Below are 20177 nucleotides of genomic sequence, written 5' to 3'. Positions count from 1 at the left end.
CGGCGGGGATGAGGAACTCCCCCAGGACCGTCGACCCGTCGGAGTCGTACACGGGAAGAGTGCGGTCGCCGCCCGCAGCGCCTTCCATCCAGGCAGAGACCGAATCCGGCGAAGCACCCCTGCGCGAGGACGCCCTCCCCCGACGCCTCGTTCAGGTCGGCGTTCACCACATATCCGCGCTGACCGTTCGTGGCGGTGGCGGTGATCAGGTCGGGGAATTCCTCGGCGGATGCGGCGAGGGCGCCGTTCCCGTACGTCTGTCCTGTCGCGTTCACCGGCCACTCAGGCGTTTCGTCCCGTGTTGTCGCTCCGCGCGCACCGGCCCCGCGGTCGTACCAAAGACGATACGTGGTCTGCTTGCGCCATTGGACACCCGTCCAACCCCACACGATCCCTTGCGAAGCGAACGATGTGTGATTGATATGACACGACGTCGAAGCCGCCCCATTCGGGTACGAGCTGAAGACCTGGGGGCCGACACAATAGACGCCCCACTCGTCGAGCAGCTGAGCCTTCGCGACTGCATACTGGTTCGGAGTCGGAATGCCCCGTGACGAAGCGAACGTCACCGCGCTCGCGCCGAGGACATTGACGTTCGCCTGGTTGAAATAGACGAAGTGATTCAGTCCCGTGGACCACCCGGTGACCGGTCCCGTCTGAGCGCTCGCGCTGCTTGCAGACGTGACGATGACGGCGGCGACCGCAGTCGCCGCGATGGCCGACGCCGTCTGCCGCCGAGCGCGCAACCGCACTTTGTCTCGTGCTGACATTAAGTCCCCCGTTGATCGGCCGATGGCTGGGCACGACCATCATGCCAACTTAACTGAGCTTTCGTCAACTACCGCTGGCGGAAGACCAGGGAGGAGTCCGTTCCAGGGAGCAGGAACTCGCCGATCACCGTGGATCCGTCGGATTCGTAGACGGGCAGGTGGCGGTCGAGGCGGTTGGCGCCCTCGATGAACTCGGTTGCGTCCTCCATCGTCCAGCCCTCCAGGTCGTCCGACTCGTAGTCCTCCAGGCGCAGGTATCCGCGTTCTCCGTTCGTGGCCGTCACGGGGATGAGGTCGGGATTGCTGTCGCCCTTCGGCGCACCGAAGGTCTGACCCGCCTCGTTCACGCCCCACTCGGTCTCGACAGTCTTCGTGTAGTGGGCCGATATGGACCAGGACGCCGTCGGAGATGTCTCCAGAGTGATGGTGTGTTGTTGATCGAGGCCCAAGGGCACAGCGCCCCACGTCTGGTCGTTCACGTCTGGCTCCCGGCACGTCATCGTGCCGAATTCTCCGAAGGTGAATGTTCCCGGGCTGAGGCACGTCACGATGATCTTGATGTGGGTCGCGCCCTCCGGAACGGGGCCCAGGTCGAGGGTGCCGGTGCCGATGAACGTCCCGTGCACGGCCTCGGAGAGGGAAGCCTCGATGGGAGTCCCGGGTGGTGCCATGAGGCGAGCCGCCGCCACTCCCGCAGTTCCTGTCAGCGCGAGCACCGCGACTGCCGCAGTCCCCATCCACAACCGTCGGCGCGCCGGCCGCCGCGAGGGGACTGCATTCTCCATCAGAGCAATGCGCAGCGCATCCGCAAACTTCTGGCTCACTATCGGTTCGTTCATGATCCGTTCCCTTCGAGGGCGAGGTCGACTGTGGATGCGCCGGAGAGACTCTCGCGAAGTCTGACGCGCAGGCGCGACAATCGTTTACGGGCGACCGAGGGACCGATCTCCAACGCCATCGCGGCTTCGGCGATCGGGTAGCCCTCGATGATCACGAGTGCGACGAGCCCCTGGTCTGTCGGGTTCAATCCGCGAAGAGCATCGTCCAGCTCAGGACTCAGGCCGTTCGAGCGCAGATATACCTGATCTTCGGCGGAGAGCTCGTGGTCTTCACGCGGGAGCCTGCTCAGGAGGTGTCGATAGCGGCGTGTCGCACGCCGCAGATTCAGCGCTGAGTTCGTCGCGGTGAGCAGGAGCCACGGCAGTAGAGAACCGTCGACGACGTGGACGGTGTCGCGTTTGCGCCACAACTCGAAGAACACCGTTCCCAAGATGTCCTCCGCATCGCTTCTGTCTGCCAGAAGTCGAAATGCATGGCGGAACACCCGGTCCTTGTGAAGGTCGAAGAGGCAGCCGAAGGCCGATTGGTCGCCTTCTCGGCAGGCGGTCCACAGCGAGACCTCGCTCGACCCCGATTCTTGCTGCATATTCTGTAATGTCCTCGGGGCTTCGGAATGTGACATCCGAACCTGAATCCAGCCGCCGAGGCGATGCCTAGCGCCGCGACAGCAGCGAGGTGACCTTGAGCCGCTCGCTCTGGATCCACACGTCCGAGTACTCGATCGGTCGTCCGTCGGTGAGGTACGTCACCTGCTGCAGGTACTGCACAGGCGCCCCCACGGGAACCGCGAGCGCCTCGGCCACGGCCTCCGTGGCGGCCTCGGCGCTGAAGGTGCGCCTGGCCGTGCCGATCTTCAGCCCGTAGTGGCCCTCAAGGGTGCCGAAGAGGCTCGCGCCCGCGAAGTCGAAGTCGTCGATCCCCGGAACGAGGTCGCTGCGCACGAAGTTGCCGAGCAGGGTGACGGCCGATCCGCCGGTGGAGCGCAGCCGGTCGAGCTGGAACACCGTGCCCGAGACCGGGAGGTCCAGGAGAGCCGCGACGGGCTGCGGCGGGGCCACGAGCCCATGGAACAGCACCGAGGTGTCGAAGAGGATCCCCTGCGCCGAGAAGTCCTCGGAAAGGGTCGAGAGCCGCTGGGCGATGGAGGGCTCGAAGGTCATCGAGGTCACGAAGGTGCCCCGCCCGCGCACCTGGCGCAGGAGCCCCTCCTCGATCAGGGTGGCGAGCGCTCGGCGCACCGTTCCCCGGCTCACGCCGAGATCGGCGGCGATCTCCGGCTCGCTCTTCAGCCGGTAGTGGGCGGGCCACTCCCCGCGCGCGATCCGGTTGCGGATGCGCTCCGAGATCTGGGCATGGATCGCCACGGGGGCTTCGCGGTTGATGGCCGCGTCGGCGATCGTCGGCTCGCTGCCGGTCATGGATCCTCCTGCCCCCTAGAGGCATGTCTATGAGGTTCCGGCCCGGAGCGCAAATGCTCAGGGCCGGAACCGGTCGGTCAGTAGCTCGAGGTCGCGTCGTCGCCGGTGTCGGTGATGATCGAGATCCCGGCGCTCGTGCCGAGCAGCACTGCGCCCGCCGCGAGCAGGGCCTTCGCCTGCGGGAAGCTCTTGATCGAGCCGGAGGCCTTCACGAGCACGCCGGGGCGGGCGCGCTCCACGAGGTAGCGCACGCTGTCGGGGTTCGCCACCTCGACGGCGCCGCTCGAGGCGTTCTTGAGGTAGGCGGCGCCGGCCTCCATCGAGAGCTCCACGGCGGCCTCCTTCTCGGCCTCGGTGAGCAGCGGTAGTTCGAGCATCACCTTCACCGGGATGCCGGAGGCGCGCACGACGCCGGCGATGTCCTCCCGGAACTCGTCGAACATGCCGCTCTTCAGCCATCCGATCTGCACTCCGATGTCGAGCTGAGTGGCGCCGAGGCGCGCGATCTCGGCGGCCTCGGCGGCTTTGCCCGCGCTCGTCATGACGCCCACGGTGGGGAAGTCGAGCGCGGAGGCGATGCCCACGCCTGTGCCCCTCAGTTCGGCGGCGACGAGCGGCACCCAGGATGCGGGCACCATGGCGGCGTTGAAGCCGTGCTCCGCCGACTCGCGGGCGTGTGCGATCATCTCGTCACGGGTGGAGCCGAGCTCGATCTTGGTGTGCTGGATGTAGGGGGCGAGTTCGGCCGGGGTGAGCTCGAGAGGGCTCGTGGTCGTGTCGGTCACGATGGGGATTTCGCTTTCTTTCGGCGGGTGGCGGATGCCGCCCGAAGATGGGAGGGGTGTCAGAGCTTGTCGGCGTAGTAGGAGGGCGCGATCACGCCGTCGCCGCCGAACCATCTCGGAACGTCGACGCCGCAGAAGAGGCCGATGTTGCCCCAGGGCTCGAAGGCCCCGGTGCGCACGATGACCTTGGCCTGCCGGGCGAGCTCGCCGAGCACGTCGGCGTGGCTGCGGGTGGTGAACTCGGCCCCGTCGAAGGTGGACTTCAGCCACTCGTCGAGGCGGGGGTTGTTCGAGGGGACGTCCTCGGCCCGCACGACGCCCTCGACCACGAGCTCGCGGGCGATGAGTGCGAGCACGGTGCGGAGGTCCGGAAGGTTCTCGGCGATCGCGAGGTCGATGCGGTTCGCGTCCTCCGGAATGGGGAAGCCGGCGTCGACCACGAGGATCAGGTCGGTGTGGCCGAGGGTGGCCAGGGCTCCGCTGAGCGGGGCGTTGAGGATTCCGGTGCGCTTCATGGTGGTGTCCTTCCGGGTCTGACGGATACGGGCTGGTTCGGGGTTCTGCAGGCGCGGTTCAGGCGGTGGCAGGGTGCGTCACGGCGCCGGTGGCGGCGGTCATGATCGACTCCTCGGTCGCGGCCCTGGTGGGCACCACGTCGACGACACGGCCCTCGGCCATCACGGCGATCCGGTCGGTCACCGTGAGGAGCTCGGGCAGGTCGGAGGAGGAGCAGATGATCGCCACGCCGCGATCGGCGAGGGCGAACAGCTGCTCGTAGATCTCGGCCTTGGCGCCCACATCCACCCCGCGGGTGGGCTCGTCGAGGATGAGCACGGCGGGGTCGATGGCGATCCACCTGGCGAGCATCGCCTTCTGCTGATTGCCCCCGGAGAGGTTCGTGATCGGCTGGTCCATCGACGCGGTCTTCACGCGGAAGCCCTGGGCGAGGGTGGCGGCGTTCTTCTCGAAGGCGCTGCGGCGCACGAGCCCCGCCCGGGTGAGCGCCTTGACGGTGAGCACGCCCACGTTCTCGGCCACGCTCATCGTCGTGAGCAGGCCCTGAGCACGCCGCTCTCCCGGCACGAAGCCGAGGCGGCGGTCGACGCTCGCGATGGTGCTGCGGTTCTCATAGGGTGCACCGAGCAGTTCGACGGTGCCGCCGGTGCCCTTGTCGCCGCCGAAGAGGTTGTGCAGCAGCTCGACCCGGCCGCTGTCCGGGAGGCCGGCGATGCCGAGGATCTCCCCCGGCCGCACCTCGAGGTCGACACCGTGGTGGCGCCGCCCGCTGAGGCCCGACACCCGCAGGGCGGGCGCGGCGCGGCGACCGTCCGCCGCCGTGGCCGCCGGTGAGAGCTCGGCACGGCTCGTGAACCGACCGAGCTCGCGACCGACCATGGCGGCGACCGCCTGCTCGGGAGTCACCTCCTCGCGGCGCCACGAGGCGACGTGCCTGCCGTCGCGGAGCACCTCGATGCGGTCGGCGAGCTGGAAGACCTCGGGCATGCGGTGCGAGACGTAGACCATGGTGGTGCCCTTCGCCTTGAGGGTCGCCATGAGCGCGAACAGCCGATCGGACTCGGCCGGGGTGAGCATCGCCGTGGGCTCGTCGAGGATGAGCACGCGACAGTCGCGGGCGATCGAGCGGGCGACGACCACGAGCTGCTGGGTGGCGAGGTCGAGGGTGCGGACGGGCGCATCGGGGTCGACTCGGAGGTCGAGCTCGCCGAGGAGCTCGACCGCACGCTCGATCATCCGCCGTCGGGATGGGAACAGCCGGTTGCCCGGCTCGATGCCGGCGAGGATGTTCTTGGCGACGCTCCGATCGGGCAGGAGCGAGAGCTCCTGGGGCACGATCGCGATTCCGTAGCGGGTGAGCATGGTGTTGGGGTCGTACGAGTCGACGGCGTCGCCGAAGGCGGTGACGCTCCCTCCGCTCGGCGGCTGGAGGCCGGCGAGGATCTTCAGCAGCGTCGACTTGCCCGCACCGTTCTCGCCCAGCAGAGCGGTCACCTCGCCGCGGGTCACGTCGAAGCTCACGTCCTCGAGGGCGCGCACCGGGCCGAAACTGCGGCTGAGGTGCTCGATGCGGATGGCGGGGGCGGTCGCCCCGGCCGTGCCGGCGCGCTCGGCGAGCGGAGGGAGCGCGGTCATCAGCCTTCCACCGTCGCTTCAGCCAGGTTCTCGGCCGAGATGAACTGGGCACCGGTGTCGACGCCCGAGATCTCGGTGCCGTCGACGAGGAAGTCGTAGAGCACCTTCACCGCCTGGTAGCCCTGCTCCTCGGGGTTCTGGCTGATCGTGAACGAGACCACCCCGTTCTTCACGAAGTCGGCGGTCTGCGGCAGCAGGTCGAAGCCGACCATGGTGATCTTCCCGGTGTTGCCCGACTGCTCGACCCATTTCGCGGCGGCCGTGGTGCTGCAGCAGTCCAGGCCCGCGATCGCGACGACGTCGCCGGCGCCCGCCATGGTCGACTCCACGGTGTTGTAGGCGGCGTTGGGCTCGTTGCCCACGTTCACCGGCCCCATCACCTCGAGGCCGGAGCCCGAGATGCCCTCCTCGAAGCCGCTGAAGCGGTCGTTCGACCAGCCGGCGCCGGTGTCGAGCGAGAACACGACGACCTTGCCGGTCGCGCCCTCGCCGAGCAGCGTCACGAGCTCCTCGGCCTCGGACTGGCCGGAGGCCTTGAGGTCCTGGCCCACGAAGCCCATCTGCTTCGAGTCGGGGTTGTCGGTGTTGAACGAGATGATCGGGATGCCGGCGTCGTAGGCCTGGGCGATGACGGGTTTCAGGGCATCGCTCGAGGCGGACGAGACCGCGAGGCCGTCGACGGACTCCTGCTGGATGAGCGTCTGCAGCTCGGAGACCTGCTTGGCGGCGTCGCCTCCGGTGGGTCCGATCAGCTGCACGTCGGCGCCGAGCTCCTCCCCGGCTCGGTCCATGCCCGCGCTGATCGGGGTCGCGAAGGCGAGCGAGGGGTCGTGGTAGCTGAGCTTGATGCGCAGCGGTTCGCCGGAGTCGATCCGCTCCTGGATGTAGCCGGCGAGCTGGAAGCCGCCGTCGCCACCCGCGGCGGGCTCGTTGCCCGTGGTGATGGCTCCGCAGCCGCTCACGGCGAGTGCGGTGGTGGCGGCGATCGCCCCGACGGCCAGAAGCCTGCGGGCGGTGCGTGTGATGGACATGGTCACTCCTTCGTTGATGTCCTGGTGCTGTTCGGGATGGTGGTGGTGCGAGTCGGGAGGGATCAGGCCCTGGTCTTGCGCTTGCGCTGCCAGGTGTCGGCGGCGACGGCCGCCACGATCACGAGGCCGGTCACGACGGTCTGCCAGAACGACGAGATCCCGTTGATGTTGAGGATGTTCTGCAGCAGTCCGATGAAGACGACGCCGATGATGGTGCCCCACATCGTTCCGGAGCCGCCGAACAGCGCCGCGCCTCCGATGATCACGGCCGAGATGACGGTGAGCTCGAGGCCCGTTCCGGTGACGCCCTGCACGTAGGAGAGGAACGAGAGGCCGAGCACGCCCGCGATGCCCGCCGTGACGCCGGAGAGCACGAAGGCCGTCAGCTTCACGCGCTTGACGTGGATGCCCACGAGCCGCGCCGACTCCTGGTTGCCACCCACCGCGTAGGTGTTGAAGCCGAGCCGGGAGCGCGAGAGCAGGATGATGCCGATTGCGGCGATCGCGGCGAAGATGATGAGCTGCATCGGCACCACGCCGAACAGCCGCCCCTGACCGATGAGGGTGAACTCGGCCACGCCGGGCTGCTCGCTGGAGAGCGAGATCGGGGCGCCGTCGGAGATGAGCAGGGCGGCACCGCGGAAGATGCTGAGGCTGCCGAGGGTCACGATGAACGAGGGCACCCCGAGCAGCACCACCGCGAGCCCGTTGAGGAGGCCGGCCACCGCGCCGACGACGACGCCGATCCCGATCGCGAGCGGCCAGGGGGTGCCTGCGGCGATCGCCATACCGGTCGTGATGGCCGAGAGCGCGTAGATCGAGCCCACCGAGAGGTCGATCTCGCCGTTGATGATCACGAAGGTCGCGCCCACGGCCATGATCCCGATCTGCGCCACCTGCTGGCCGACCGAGAGCAGGTTGCCCGGCTGCACGAAGCTCGGCGAGAGCACCACGCCGAGCACGAACAGGAGCACGAGGGCGGCGAAGACACCCGCCTCCCGTGCACGGAGGAGCTTGCGCGGATCGAAGGAGGCCGAGCGCGTCGGTGCGGTGGCGGTGGTCATCGGGTGCTTCCAATCGGGGAGGGCAGGTCGGAACGGGTGGGGAGCGACGGTATGACGCCCGCGATCGTGACGGCGTGGGCGCCGGCAGCCGCAGCGAACCGGGCCGCCTCGGCGAGCGGCCTGCCCTCGCCGATCGCCACCGCGAGGGCCGCGGTGTAGGAGTCGCCGGCGCCGGTGGTGTCGACCACGTGGGCCACGGGAACGGGGTCGATCACGGTGACGGTCCCGTCGGCCTCGCAGAGCAGGGAACCGCCGGCGCCCCTGGTGAGGATGGCGCACCCGCGGGTGCGCTCCTGCAGTGCCCGCACGAGCTCCTCGTCACCGGCTGTCTTCGTGGCTGCGAGGCCGAGCAGCACCGGCGCCTCGGTCTGGTTGGGGGTGATGACGTCGATCAGGGCCCAGGCCTCCGTGGGCAGCGGGCGGGCCGGTGCGGGGTTCAGCACCGTGGTCGTGCCGCACTCGCGGCCGATCCGGAGTGCCTCCAGCACCGCTTCCTCGGGGATCTCCATCGAGACCACGAGCACGTCGGCTGCCGCGATCTCATCGGCGAAGCTCCGCACCGCGGAGGCGTCGAGCTCGTCGAGGGCGCCGGAGGCGATCGCGATGCGGTTCTCGCCCGAAGGCTCGACGAGGATGAAGCCCACCATGGTGGCACCCCGGCCGGTGACGACCTTCGACGCGTCGATCCCCTCGTCGTGCCAGAGCCCGACGGCGGCACGACCGAACGCGTCGTCGCCGATGGCAGTGAGGAACGCCACCTCGGCTCCGAGCCTCGCGGCTCCGATGGCCTGGTTCGAGCCCTTGCCGCCTGGACCCTCATCGAACGATCCGCCTGAGACCGTCTCCCCGGCCCCGGGCGCCTTCGGCACCCGCATTGTCAGTCCGGCGCCGTAGCTGCCGACCACTGCGATCTTCATTGAATCGCGCCACTTCCTTGTGCATGAACAACTGTGAACATGAAGACAATATGTCCATAGATGTCCAGTGTCAAGGCGGAAGAAGATCCGCACCCGATCCCGCGCGCCAGGGTGTTGGATGGGGTGATGAGTGAGATCCGGCCGCGCGACCTCGACGAGGCCGACGACCGCACCCTCGCCGTACGCGCCGCCGAGGGCGACGTGCGCGCGTTCGAGGCCATCGTGCGCCGGTACGGCCGGCTGATGCGCGTGTACGCCCGCCGCATCCTGAACTCGAACGCGGATGTCGACGACGTGGTGCAGGAGGCCTTCGTGCAGGCCTGGTCGAAGCTGCCCGAGCTCGCCGACCCTGCGAGCGTCAAGACCTGGCTCATGCGCATCGTGGGCAACCGCAGCATCGACCGCATCCGTCGGCGTCGTGAGCACGCCGACATCGACGCGGTGGCCGAGTACGCGGCGCCCGAGTCGCAGTCACCGCATGCGAAGGCGCAGGCCGCCTCGCTCGATGAAGCGCTCTCAAGGGCCCTCTCCGAGCTGCCGGAGGATCAACGCCGCTGCTGGGTGCTGCGTGAGATCGCGGGTTACAGCTACATCGACATCGGCGCGGAGCTGGAACTCCCCGTGTCGACCGTCAGGGGCCTGATCGCACGCGCACGCAAGAATCTGATCCGGGAGATGGAGGGATGGCGATGAACGACGACCGCGACGATCTCGACGGGCACACGATCGAAGAGCTCAGCGACTACCTCGATGCCGACCGCAAGCCCTACGACCCCTCGATCGAGAACTCCCCCGGCTGCCGCATCGCCCTCGACGCTCTCGAGCGGCTCCGTTCGGCGTCGCTCCGGCTGCTCGAGGCCGAGGCATCGGAGGAGCCGGAACCGGACGAGAACTGGATCGGCGGCATCCTGGCCAACATCGGCCGCGAGGCCAGGGCCGGGAGGCGCATCCCGATCGAGCACCCCGACCCCGCCGCCGACCTCGGCATCACCGAGGGCTCGGTGCGCGGCCTCGTGCGCGCCGCCGCCGACACGGTCGACGGGCTCATCGTGGGCCGCACCGCGCTCGAGGGCGACGTCACCGTGCCGGGCGAGCCCATCACGGTCGCCCTCGAAGCCACCGCCTACTTCGGTCACCCGATCCCGGCCACGACCGAGCTCCTCCGCGAGGCCGTGCGCTCGGCCCTCGCGCTGCACACCGATCTCCTGATCGCTGCCGTCGACGTCACGGTCGTCGACGTGCACCATGCCCCGCCGCGGCCGCCCGCCGGCGATGACGCGGAGGAGGAGCGATGAGTCTCGCGAGCGAGCTGCAGTCGGTCGCCGAGGCCGTGCCGGGGGTGACCGGGGTCTTTCCGACCCTGAACGCGCCCGGAGCGGTGATCGGCACCGCCATCGGGCTGGTCACGGGCACCGCTCCGGATGCGGTCATCGTCACCGACGACGACGTCACGCTCACCATCGGCGTGAGCGCGTCGGCTCCGGCCGTCGCCACCTGCCGCGCGGTCTACGCCGCGCTGGCCGACCACCTGGCCGCCGCCTCCCTCACGCCGCGCATCCGGATCCTGGTGGCGCAGGTCGGCTGAGCCCGGCACGACGAGACCGCCGACCGCCGAGAGGCGATCGGCGGCCGGTTCCCGTCGGCCCGCCTGCTAGGTCAGGTAGGCGTTGAGCGCCGTGGCGACCGCGGCCGACACGGAGGCCGTGCCGCCGAGCACCACGATCTTCTTCGGGTTGAGTCGGTCGAGCTCGGCGGCGACCGTCGACGGGATGGAGTCCCGGGTGACCAGGAGCACCGGCCCGCCCTGCTTCGCCGCGGCCGCCGCGCCCGAGAGCGCATCCGGGAACGTCTGGCCCGACGCCACGTAGACCACGGGGACTCCCGCCGAGAACGCGCTCTTCGAGATCCCGGCCGAGACCGCATAGCGGTCGGCTCCCGCGATCCGTGTCGTCGGTGCCGACTTCTGCAGGGTCGCCTTGACGGATTCCGAGACGGTCGCCGTGCCGCCGAGCACCACGATCTTCGCGGGCTTGAGGCGGGCGAGCTCGGTCGCGATGACGGCCGGAACGCTGTTCTGGGACACCAGGAGCACGGGTGCACCCAGCCTTCCGGCCACCGCGCCGCCCGAGAGGGCGTCGGGGAAGGTGAGCCCGGAGGCCACGTAGACGACGGGTGCGTTCGGTGCGAACACGCTCGCCGAGATCGCGGCCGAGGTGGCGTAGCGGTCGGCGCCCGAGACCCTGCTCGTGGTTCCATAGGGCTTGACCGCGTTCACGACCGCCGCCGAGATGGTGTCGATCCCGCCGAGCACCACGATCTTCTGCGGATTCAGACGGTCGAGTTCGGCCTTGACTGCTGGGGGCACCGAGTCCTTCGTGACCAGCAGCACCGGCCCGCCGAGCTTTCCGGCAGCCGCTCCGCCCGAGAGGGCGTCGGGGAAGGTCTCGCCCGAGGCCACGTAGGCCACGGCGACACCGGGTGAGAACACACCGGCCGAGACCGCGGCCGCCACGGCGTACCGGTCGGCTCCCGCATAGCGGATGCTCGTGCCCGGGGTGGGCGGGTTCGTCGGCGGCACGGCGGTCACCACGGGCGCCGTCGCCACGGAGGTCGCCGACAGCGGGTCGTAGCCGGCCTTCGTGCCGTTGACGGTGAAGGTGATCGCCTTGCCGACGTCGGTCGCCACGGGCGTGTAGGTCAGCGCGGTGGCCCCGGCGATCGCGACGCCTGCGGCATTCCACTGGTAGGCGAGGTCGACGGGTGCGGGGGCCCACGGCGCCACGGTGGCTGTCAGCACCTGGCCGACCTTCGCCGTGCCCGCCACCGTCGGCAGCACGGGGCTGAGGGCGTAGAGCGGCGCTCCGTTGCTGTCGTAGAAGGCGTAGTCATCGGTGATGAGCTCACCGTTGGCCGTGATGTTCAGCCCGAAGCTGATGCCCGTGACGTCGGCGGGGATCGGCAGGGTCGTGTAGTTCGCCTCGGTGTAGATCGAGGCGGGCAGGAACAGCGGGCTCGAGGTCCAGTACGACCAGACCCCGGCCGTGCTCCGGGTGTAGACGGCGAACTGGGTGTTGGCGGTCGACATGTAGAACGCCCGCATCGAATAGGTGGCTCCCGGTGTGACGCTCGGCGAGCATCCGGACTCGTCGAACATCGCGAGCAGCTTCGCATCGCCGTCGACGTAGTTCGTCATGGTGACCTTCTGGGCGACGCTGCCGGTGCGCCCGGGCGACACGGTCGAGAACACGGGGCTGTTGGTGCCGAACTGCGATCCCCACCAGCAGGCGGGCAGATCGGTGACGGTGCCCGGGGTCTCGAGGCTCGGGTTGGGGGCGCCGTTCTCGCCGGGCCCGGGCGGTGGGGCCAGCGGCGGGCCGGCCACGACGGGCTTCACGGCGCCGCCGACGACCTCGTTCACGGTCTTGACCGCGCCGTTGCCCGCGGTCTGCCAGTCCGCCAGCCAGGTCGTGAACTGGTCGAACAGCTCGGCACTGATGGTCGCGTTGGCGGGAGCCGTGTCGCACGTGGAGGCGCAGATGTGGTGGAAGGTGAGCTGCACCCATCCTCCGACGGCGTCGGCCTGGGTGACCCGCGACTGCAGCGCGGCCAGGTCCCAGGTGCTGTCGACCTGGTCGGCGGCCGCGGTGAGCATGGGGTTCGCCGGCGGGATGGACTCCGAGACGTCGCAGTCGGGGCATCCGGTGCCCGGCGGTGTCTTGAGGTCGCCGAGGCCGCGAGCACTGTTGTAACCGCAGGCGGCCACCTCTGCCTGGGCGGCGTCGTTCACGGCGGCGAACGGGTAGGCGAAGCTCGTCACCGGGAACCCCCAACCGGTGAGGTTGACCCGGTCGTTGCACACCTCCCGGGAGATGTCGACGGAGGAGAGCGTGGTGAGATCCTGGTGGTGCACGGTGTGCCCGCCGATCTCGTTCCCCGACGCGTAGAGGGTCTGCAGGTTCGCCTGGGTGAAGTACCCGGGTTGGCCCACCGATCCCGAGATCACGTAGAACGTGCCCTTCAGGCCCTTGCCGTTCATCGTGGCGGCGGCGGCGAGCTGGTCGTCGTTGCCGTCGTCGAAGGTGAGCGACACGACCGTGTTGCCCGCGGCTGCAGCCGGGGGCGCTGTGGCCACGACACCGGCGGCGACGCCGGTCAGCGACAGCGCCGCCGCGACGGCGAGACCCACCGTGGCGAGCCTCTCTGCGAATGATCTCTCGGACATCGGAAATACCCCCTGCGTCGTGGAGACGAACCCGTCTCGTGGGGGAAGCTAACAGCGCGCCGGGGGGCGTGCCCAGGTCGTTTCCCGCACGATTGGGCTGCGGTCGCATTGCGGTTCTCCGCACTATTCGGCTGATCGCGGCCTGAGAATCTGGATCCGACAGCAGGGGCGGGGTCACAATGTGCCTGAGTAATCAATACCTATTTCTCACGGATCCGCCCATCCCGAGTGGATCCTGGAATTCGGGATGGCCGGCGCGTGGGGTGCCGTCATCACGTGCTCCGCAACGATGCGGAGCACCGCACGGATGGAGACCCCATATGCAGTTCACCGCTCGAGGGCCGGAACTCGATGAGGTCGTGCGACTGACCGCGGCCCCGTCGTCGCACGGACTCCTCTTCACCGGCGAGCACGGTATCGGCAAGTCCCGTCTGCTCGCCGAGGCCGCACAGCGCGTGGCGGTCGACTCCGTGCTGCTGCGCGGCAACCCCGCCGAGTCGGCGTGGCCGCTCTCGGGCTTCAGCACGCTGTTCGCCTCGATCGGCGACCGGCGCGCGGTGGAGTTCGCCGGCCGGTTCACCCTCCGTTCGAACGACCCGCAGACCATGTTCGCCGCCTCCCGCGACCTGCTGACCCTCCTCAGGGGCCTCGACCTCCCGCCGCTCGTGCTGCTGATCGACGATCTCGACATGATGGACTCCGAGAGCCGCACCTTGATCGGATTCATGGCCGGCCGCCTGGCGGGCACCAACCTGCAGATGGTCGCGACCGCCACCACGGCCGCCGCCACCGCCACCGCCACCGCCACCGCCACCGCCACCGCCACCGCCACGACGACGGTGCCCACCGTGGGCGGCGAGCAGCGGCTGGCGGGCTTCACGACCCTTCCGCTGCCTCCCCTGACCGGAGAAGAGGCCGAGGAGCTCGTGCGCCGAGAGCTCGGCGACGCGGCCGACGACGGCACCGTGCAGATCGTCGCGTCGCGCAGCGGTGGCATCCCGCTCGTGATCGAGCAGTCCATCGCCGGCCTCCACCACGATCAGGTCACGGGCCGGGAGCCGCTCGTGCTCCCCCTGCGCCCGGCCGAGGCGGGCAGGACGGCCGCACTCGAGCGCCTGCACGCCGTCCCCCGGGAGGCGATGCCGATCGCGCAAGAGCTCTCGGCCGGTCCCCTGCACCTTCTCAGCGCGCTCACCAGGCAGGACCTGGAGCGAAGCGACTGCCTCGAGCTCCTCCTCGACGCCGGCCTCGCCGACCTGCACGGCCAGGTGGTGCGCCTTCGCGATCCGCTGCTGCGCTCCTACCTGTACTGGGAGCTGCGCCCCCAGCACCGTCGCGAACTCCACCGCGAGCTCGCGGAGGTCTACACGGGGCTCGACGAGCGCCTGGCGGCCTGGCACGCGAGCTTCACGGGCGACGGCGCCGACCTGTCCCATGCCCTGATCGCGGCGGCCACGGATCTCGTGCACGAGGGCGAGAACGAGGCCTCGGTCGAGCTCGCGGAACGAGCGATCATCCTCGGCTCGGATCCCGAATCGCGTCACCCCCTCATGCTCCGCTTCGTCGAGGCGCTGAGTGCGGCGGGCGAGCTCGATCTCGCCTCCCACTACCTGCAGACCGTGCAGCCCGACGCACCGGATCCCGCTTTCAGCCTCGTGCTCGCGCGCACCAGCATCGCCCTCGAGTTCGAGCGCACCCAGCGGGTGCCGGTGCGCGAGGTCGAGGCCTCGGTGAGCCTGCACGGCGACGACGATCCCGAGGGGGCGACGGCCCTGCTGAGCCTCGTCACCGACTATCACAGCGCTAAATGGGACGTCGACGGGGCGCGCGCCTGGCTGCGCATCGCCGAGCTGTTCACGCCGGGATCCGCGACGAGCCCCGCACCGCAGCTCGCCGAGGCGGCTCGCATGGTGGAGGCGGTCGACGGACTCCCGGCCGCCGCCGCCGCCCCGCAGCGCATGAGCACCGACACCCTCAACGCACTCACAGCCGCCTCCCTCATCTCGTTCGGCACGACGCTCAGCTACCGCGAGCACTACGCCCAGGCCCGCCGGGTCACGAACGTGGTGTTCCACGGCCACCGCAGCGAGCGCCTCGCCGTCGACTGGGCGTGGAATCTCGGCTTCATCAACGAGGTGCGGGCCGGTGACTTCCGACGGGCGCACTCGGTGGTCGACGGCTGGCTGGCCGACACGGCCGACACCGTCAAGCAGCACTCCGCGAGGGCGCTCGCGATCACCTGGCACGCCCTGGCGCAGGGCCGCCGGCCCGAGGCCGCGGTTCACGCCGAGGAATGCGCCGAGCTGGCATCCGCGGAGCGGAATCCCGCGGCGCTGGCCCGCCTCTACAGCTTCCAGGGAGCCGACGCGCTGCTGAACGGAGACAACGCCTCCGCCATTCGGCTGCTGCAGCTCGCGGACGCCACCTCCGCGCACATCGGCAACCTCTCGCTCGTGCGCCACACCGCGAATCTCGTGGAGGCGTACGCGGCGGGTGGCCGGCTGCGCGACGGGGAGCAGGTGCTGCAGCGGATGATCGAGCAGCAGTCCCGCCGACCGAGCGTGTGGCTGGATCGCGCCGTCGCCCGCTCGCGGGCCGTCCTGGCGCCCGATCAGTCAGCACCCCAGCTCTTCCTGGATGCACTGGCGCTCTATGAGGGGAACCGGGCGCACGACGGCGACTACGAACGGGCGCGAACCCTCCTCGCCCAGAGCGACCGGCTCACCCGGCTGGGCCTGCGCACAGACGCCGAGCACGCCTCAGCCCTCGCGAGCGCGGCGTTCGAAGCGGCAGGAGCCACGCTCTGGGCCCGGCGAGCGGCGTCGGCCGAACCGGCCTCCTCCCCCGAGCCCGGGAGCATCCTCTCGCTGCTGAAGGCCGAGGAGCGCGAGGTCGCCGAGATGGTGCGACGGGGCCTGCGCAACCGCGAGATCGCGGGAGAGCTCTACATCTCGCTGCGCACGGTCGAGCTCCGCCTCACCCACATCTACCGCAAGGTGGGAGCGCGCTCCCGCTCCCACCTCGCCTCACTGCTCGGCTGACGCGGCGTGCGGCACGGCGGTGGGCCGGCGCGACGGGCTGCTCCACCGGCCCGAGCTCCGCACGAAGACCGCCTTGAAGAGCGCCACGAGGCACAGGATCGCGTCGATCACCCGGAAGAGCGGGAAGACGAGACCGTAGATCAGGTAGGCGCGACTCCTCGCGACCACCGCGGCCAGCACCGTGAGCAGGTAGTCGGGCAGCACCACGCCGAGCGCGAGCGCGAGCGGAGGGATGGCGTCGCCGAGGAACGACCACCCGGGGACCAGCGAAGCGACCACCGACACGGTGAGTGCCGGCAGCACGAGAACGAGCGCGATGCTCGCCACGAGCAGTTCCGCGATGAACAGCAGCAGCGCGAACCAGAATCCGCGCAGGTGGAAGCGATGCCGCAGCACGGTCTGCCAGAAGCCGAGGTTCCAGCGCTCCACCTGCTTGACGTAGTCGGCGAGGGTGTCGGGATCCTGGGTGAGGGCGATGGCCGCGTGGGGGTGGAACGCGATCCGGCCGAGGCGCTTCGCGTGCACCTCGAAGGTCATGTTGTAGTCCTCGATCTTGAGCCCCGGAACCTCGATGTCGATGTCGGCGAGGATGCGCGTGCGATACATGCTCGCGAACCCGGGCACGATCGGCACGACGTTGGCGTAGCGCGCGGCCTGGCCGAATTTGAAAAGGTACTGCATGGCGATGTACACCCGCTCGCGATAGGCGAGCAGGATGCGCCCGGCGAGGGTCGGCGAACGCGGCACGAGCAGCGTCGTGGCCCGGCCTGCCACCGCGACGACCCCGTCGTCGGCGAAGGCCGGAAGTCCGGTCTCGAAGTAGTCGGCGGCGAGGTGGGTGTCGGCGTCGAGCAGCAGGAGCACCTCGAAGCGCTCCGCGAGGCGGAAGTGCCGGATGGCCTCCACGAGTGCACCTGCCTTGCCGCGGTTGACGGTGAGGTCGAGCACGTCGGCGCCGTGGTCCCTGGCGATCTCGACGGTGCCGTCGCTCGAGCCGTCCGAGACGAGGAACACCCGGAGGTCCGGGCCGAACACCTCGAGCGCCTCGAGCGTGTGGCCGATCACGGCCTCCTCGTTGTGCGCGGCCATGAGCACGGCCACGTCACCCACGGTCGGCCCCGGACCCTGCCTCGACCACGGCACCCGCCTCGGGGGACGGGTCGCCGAGCGGGTGCGGCCGGCGATCACCCTGATCAGTCCGGCGCTCGTCCAGAGCAGCGTGTTCAGCCCGAACACGAGCAGGAACACGATCAGGAACGTCGTCATCGCGGCCCCCTCCTTCGCGTGGCTGCGATCACGGTAGCCGACCGCCGGGCAGCGGCGCGCGGTCCGTGACCGCACTCCCGTTGCGGTGAACCGCATCCGCGGCCCTGCCACCGCATCCGCACGCAGTTCCGGCGTGGGGAACCGCACTCCTGCCGGATCGCGTTGACGAAGCGGAGGGCCCGTGGCGACAGTGTGACCGGGGGCCCGAGATCGCTGAACGATTCGTCTCGACGCCTGCATCCGCATCAGCTCCGCACCGGAGCCGGACAACGAGGGGATCATCATGACAACGTTCGAGAGCGTCACACGACCGGAGCCGGTGGCACCGATCGGCCTGCCCGCCAGACGCGAGGCCGAGGGGGCGCACGCTCCCGGGTTCGAGTACGACGTGGCGGTCGTGGGCCTCGGCTACGTGGGGCTCCCCACCGCACTGGCCTACCACGCGGCCGGCAGCCGGGTGCTGGCGCTGGACGTCTCGCCCAGGCGGCTCGACCTCATCCGCTCCGACCGGGCCGACCTGCTGGAGGGCGATCACGAGCGCCTGCGCACGGCCCTCGACCACCCCGACTTCGAGCTCACGAGCGATCCGGATCGCCTCCGTGCGTCGGCGGCGGTGATCGTCTGCGTCCCCACGCCCATCGACGAGCACCTCGTGCCCGACCTGTCGCTGCTGAGGGCTGCCTGCGCGGCCGTGCTCGACCGCGTGACGCCCGGCCAGACCCTCATGCTCACCTCCACGAGCTACGTCGGCTGCACCGACGACCTCCTCGTCGTGCCCCTCACCGAGCGCGGCTTCGTGGTGGGCACGGATGTCTTCGTGGCCTTCAGCGCCGAGCGGATCGACCCCGGCAACGAGTCGTTCGGCCACGACGAGGTCCCGCGCGTGGTCGGCGGCTCGACCCCGCAGTGCGAGGAGGAGGCCAGCCGCCTCCTGCTGCGCTACGTCACCGACGTGCACCGGGTGCGCTCCCTCGCGGCCGCCGAGATGACCAAGCTCCTGGAGAACACGTTTCGCGCCGTCAACATCGCGCTGGCCAACGAGTTCGCCGACATCTGCACGTCGATGGACCTGAACGTCTCCGACGTCATCACCGCCGCCTCCACCAAGCCCTACGGCTTCATGCCTTTCTATCCGGGGCCCGGTGTCGGCGGGCACTGCATCCCGTGCGACCCGCACTACCTGCTCTGGCAACTCCGCGGATCGCGGGTGGCGGCCCCCATGATCACCCAGGCGATGACCGAGATCGCGGCCCGGCCGCACCGCGTCGTCGACCGGGTGCAGGAGGTGCTCTCGGGCTCCGGCCGTGGACTCACGGGCACCCGCGTGCTCGTGATGGGCATCGCCTACAAGCCCGACGTCGCCGACCTCCGCGAGTCGCCGGCCCTCGAGATCCTCGCGGGGCTCCGGGCCAGGGGCGCCGAGGTCGCCTACCTCGACGACCACTTCGACCTGGTGGCACTGCCCGACGGCTCGACGCTGCTCGGCCTCACCCCCACCGGGGCGGCCGCGTTCGATCCCGAGCTCGTGGTGCTGCACACTCGACATGAGGGCACCGATCTGGCCTGGCTCGATCCCGGTCGGATCGTGCTCGACACCACCTACCGCGGTGCCGATCTGGTGAACGGGGTGAACCTCTGATGCGCACTCTCGTGACCGGCGGAGCCGGATTCATCGGCAGCCACCTGGTGGAGCACCTCCTCGAGCGGGGAGACGATGTCGTCGTCCTCGACGACATGTCCACCGGGGCGCCCCGCAACCTCATCGACGCACTGGTCGATCCGCACCTCTCGGTCGTGCACGGCAGCGTGCTCGACCGCGACACGGTGTCGTCGGCGGTGCGCGGAGTCGACCGGGTCTTCCACCTCGCCGCGGCGGTGGGCGTCAAGCTCATCGTCGACCGGCCGCTGGCGAGCCTGCGCGTCAACATCCACGGCACCGAGAACGTCCTCGATGCATGCGTCGAGCACGGCGCCTCGGTGCTCGTCGTCTCCACGAGCGAGATCTACGGGAAGAACACCGCCGACAAGCTCGACGAGAACGCCGACCGCATCCTCGGTTCGCCGCTGCTCTCGCGCTGGACCTACGCCGCCGCCAAGGGCATCGATGAGGCGTTCGCCCACGGCTACTGGCTCGAGTACGGTCTCGACGTCACGATCGTGCGCCCCTTCAACACGGTGGGGCCGCGGCAGACCGGGCGCTACGGCATGGTCGTGCCGAACCTCGTGGCGCAGGCGCTCTCGGGCGATCCGCTCACCGTCTACGGCGACGGCGAGCAGACCCGCTGCTTCTCCTACGTGGGCGACGTGGTCCCCGCGCTCGTGCGGCTGATCGAGTCGGACACCGCCACGGGCGACGCCTTCAACCTCGGCGGCGCCGAGGAGGTCTCGATCAACGACCTCGCGGATCGGGTGATCCGCGTCACCGGCAGCTCGAGCAGCATCGTGCATGTGGACTACGCCGACGCGTACTCCGCCGGCTTCGAGGACATGCGCCGCCGGGTGCCGGACTACTCCAAGGCGGCCAGCCTCGTGGGGTTCGACCCCGCCACCCCGCTCGACGAGATCATCAAGCGCGTCGCCACGGAGATCTCCCTCCGCCGGCGCCGGAACGAGGTGCCCGCCTACATCCGTGAAGCCGCGCTCCGCGGGGCGACGCTCTGATGTGCGGCATC

General features: G+C 69.8%; 17 protein-coding genes. 6 read left to right on the top strand and 11 right to left on the bottom strand.

Going from position 1 to position 20177, the window contains the following annotated elements; translation table 11 throughout:
- Positions 1–838: 838 nt before the first annotated feature.
- The 9 genes from N1028_RS07345 to N1028_RS07305 all read right to left on the bottom strand — a co-directional run bounded on the left by N1028_RS07345 (position 839) and on the right by N1028_RS07305 (position 8976).
- Positions 839–1441 (bottom strand): hypothetical protein, encoded by a 603-nt coding sequence (locus N1028_RS07345; RefSeq protein WP_259526280.1) that lies wholly within the window; start codon positions 1439–1441, stop codon positions 839–841.
- A 164-nt stretch (positions 1442–1605) separates the two neighbouring features.
- Positions 1606–2196 carry an RNA polymerase sigma factor gene (locus N1028_RS07340; protein ID WP_259526278.1) on the bottom strand — a complete coding sequence of 197 codons (591 nt, stop codon included), beginning with the start codon at positions 2194–2196 and terminating at the stop codon, positions 1606–1608.
- 67 nt (positions 2197–2263) lie between these two features.
- Entirely contained in the window at positions 2264–3028 is a 765-nt protein-coding gene (locus N1028_RS07335; protein WP_259526277.1) for a GntR family transcriptional regulator, read from the bottom strand.
- Between the two features lie 77 nt (positions 3029–3105).
- Complete coding sequence (gene deoC / locus N1028_RS07330; RefSeq protein WP_259526276.1) at positions 3106–3813, bottom strand: deoxyribose-phosphate aldolase; 708 nt, start codon at positions 3811–3813, stop codon at positions 3106–3108.
- A 59-nt stretch (positions 3814–3872) separates the two neighbouring features.
- Positions 3873–4328: a D-ribose pyranase gene (rbsD, locus tag N1028_RS07325; protein WP_259526275.1), complete on the bottom strand. Its 456-nt coding sequence runs from the start codon at positions 4326–4328 to the stop codon at positions 3873–3875.
- A 58-nt stretch (positions 4329–4386) separates the two neighbouring features.
- Positions 4387–5964 (bottom strand): sugar ABC transporter ATP-binding protein, encoded by a 1578-nt coding sequence (locus N1028_RS07320; RefSeq protein ID WP_259526273.1) that lies wholly within the window; start codon positions 5962–5964, stop codon positions 4387–4389.
- Positions 5964–6995 (bottom strand): sugar ABC transporter substrate-binding protein, encoded by a 1032-nt coding sequence (locus N1028_RS07315; protein WP_259526272.1) that lies wholly within the window; start codon positions 6993–6995, stop codon positions 5964–5966. The genes N1028_RS07320 and N1028_RS07315 overlap by 1 nt, the downstream gene beginning before the upstream one ends.
- A 62-nt stretch (positions 6996–7057) precedes the next feature.
- Complete coding sequence (locus N1028_RS07310; RefSeq protein WP_259526271.1) at positions 7058–8059, bottom strand: ABC transporter permease; 1002 nt, start codon at positions 8057–8059, stop codon at positions 7058–7060.
- Positions 8056–8976: a ribokinase gene (locus tag N1028_RS07305; protein ID WP_259526270.1), complete on the bottom strand. Its 921-nt coding sequence runs from the start codon at positions 8974–8976 to the stop codon at positions 8056–8058. Before N1028_RS07305 ends, N1028_RS07310 begins: the two co-directional genes overlap by 4 nt.
- A gap of 126 nt (positions 8977–9102) precedes the next feature.
- Here N1028_RS07305 and N1028_RS07300 point away from each other — a divergent pair, with 126 nt between their 5' ends.
- From N1028_RS07300 to N1028_RS07290, 3 genes are read left to right on the top strand one after another with little or no spacing between them, the layout of a single operon-like run.
- Positions 9103–9669: an RNA polymerase sigma factor gene (locus tag N1028_RS07300; RefSeq protein WP_259526269.1), complete on the top strand. Its 567-nt coding sequence runs from the start codon at positions 9103–9105 to the stop codon at positions 9667–9669.
- Positions 9666–10271 (top strand): Asp23/Gls24 family envelope stress response protein, encoded by a 606-nt coding sequence (locus N1028_RS07295; protein ID WP_259526268.1) that lies wholly within the window; start codon positions 9666–9668, stop codon positions 10269–10271. Before N1028_RS07300 ends, N1028_RS07295 begins: the two co-directional genes overlap by 4 nt.
- Entirely contained in the window at positions 10268–10561 is a 294-nt protein-coding gene (locus N1028_RS07290; protein WP_259526267.1) for a hypothetical protein, read from the top strand. The genes N1028_RS07295 and N1028_RS07290 overlap by 4 nt, the downstream gene beginning before the upstream one ends.
- Before the next feature lie 66 nt (positions 10562–10627).
- Here the strand turns inward: N1028_RS07290 and N1028_RS07285 are convergent, their stop codons facing one another.
- Complete coding sequence (locus N1028_RS07285) at positions 10628–13198, bottom strand: cell wall-binding repeat-containing protein (RefSeq protein ID WP_259526266.1); 2571 nt, start codon at positions 13196–13198, stop codon at positions 10628–10630.
- A gap of 320 nt (positions 13199–13518) precedes the next feature.
- On the opposite strand from N1028_RS07285, the gene N1028_RS07280 reads away from it, so the two are divergent.
- Positions 13519–16239 (top strand): helix-turn-helix transcriptional regulator, encoded by a 2721-nt coding sequence (locus N1028_RS07280; RefSeq protein WP_259526262.1) that lies wholly within the window; start codon positions 13519–13521, stop codon positions 16237–16239.
- Here the strand turns inward: N1028_RS07280 and N1028_RS07275 are convergent.
- Positions 16225–17505, bottom strand: coding sequence for a glycosyltransferase family 2 protein (locus N1028_RS07275; protein WP_259526260.1), 1281 nt, complete (start codon positions 17503–17505; stop codon positions 16225–16227). The genes N1028_RS07280 and N1028_RS07275 overlap by 15 nt on opposite strands.
- A 283-nt stretch (positions 17506–17788) precedes the next feature.
- On the opposite strand from N1028_RS07275, the gene N1028_RS07270 reads away from it, so the two are divergent.
- Complete coding sequence (locus tag N1028_RS07270; RefSeq protein WP_259526257.1) at positions 17789–19144, top strand: nucleotide sugar dehydrogenase; 1356 nt, start codon at positions 17789–17791, stop codon at positions 19142–19144.
- Complete coding sequence (locus tag N1028_RS07265; protein WP_259526254.1) at positions 19144–20166, top strand: NAD-dependent epimerase/dehydratase family protein; 1023 nt, start codon at positions 19144–19146, stop codon at positions 20164–20166. Before N1028_RS07270 ends, N1028_RS07265 begins: the two co-directional genes overlap by 1 nt.
- Positions 20167–20177 lie beyond the last annotated feature (11 nt).

It is taken from the genome of Herbiconiux oxytropis (assembly GCF_024979315.1).
In the GTDB taxonomy this organism is placed as follows: domain Bacteria; phylum Actinomycetota; class Actinomycetes; order Actinomycetales; family Microbacteriaceae; genus Herbiconiux; species Herbiconiux oxytropis.
The sequence above is the reverse complement of the archived record's forward strand: the minus strand, read 5'-3'. Positions and strand labels throughout refer to the sequence as shown.